Source organism: Microbispora sitophila, assembly GCF_014892245.1.
Classification (GTDB): Bacteria; Actinomycetota; Actinomycetes; order Streptosporangiales; family Streptosporangiaceae; genus Microbispora; species Microbispora siamensis.
This window is the reverse complement of record NZ_JADBGC010000034.1, coordinates 1-414: the sequence shown is the minus strand read 5'-3', so window position 1 is coordinate 414 and position 414 is coordinate 1. Positions and strand designations below refer to the sequence as shown.

The 414-nt window shown below is 68.8% G+C and carries 1 pseudogene; it reads right to left on the bottom strand.

Annotated elements, in window-relative coordinates:
- A pseudogene (locus tag IL992_RS47185) lies at positions 1-414 on the bottom strand (hypothetical protein); the annotation flags it as partial.

Here is a 414-nt window from a genome sequence, read left to right as displayed (position 1 = left end):
ACCCCCCGGAGGGGGCAGATGACCAGGCCAGGGCGTGTCCACCGGAGCCTCCCCGACATGACCCCGGCTGAAGGGGTTGGTGTCGAAGGGACTGGAATCGAACGGCCCGGACTCAACCTCGCCAGGGACGAACGGGTCGGGGTCGAAGTCGACGGTCTCCCGCGGGAAGGACTCGAACGGCCCACGCTCGAAGGGATCAGCACCAGGAGCGCCGACACCGGGCGCGTCCGCGCCGAACACCGGAGTACGCGGCGGATTCTCAAACGGCATCGGACTGGTCAGCTCGGGCTGCGGCATCCCCGGCACTCCAGGAAACGCCGGGCCGGCACTGGCCAGCAACGCCTCAGGCAACAACACCATCGCCGTCAGACCACCCGCGTCCTGCTGACGCAACTGCACCCGGATGCCATGACG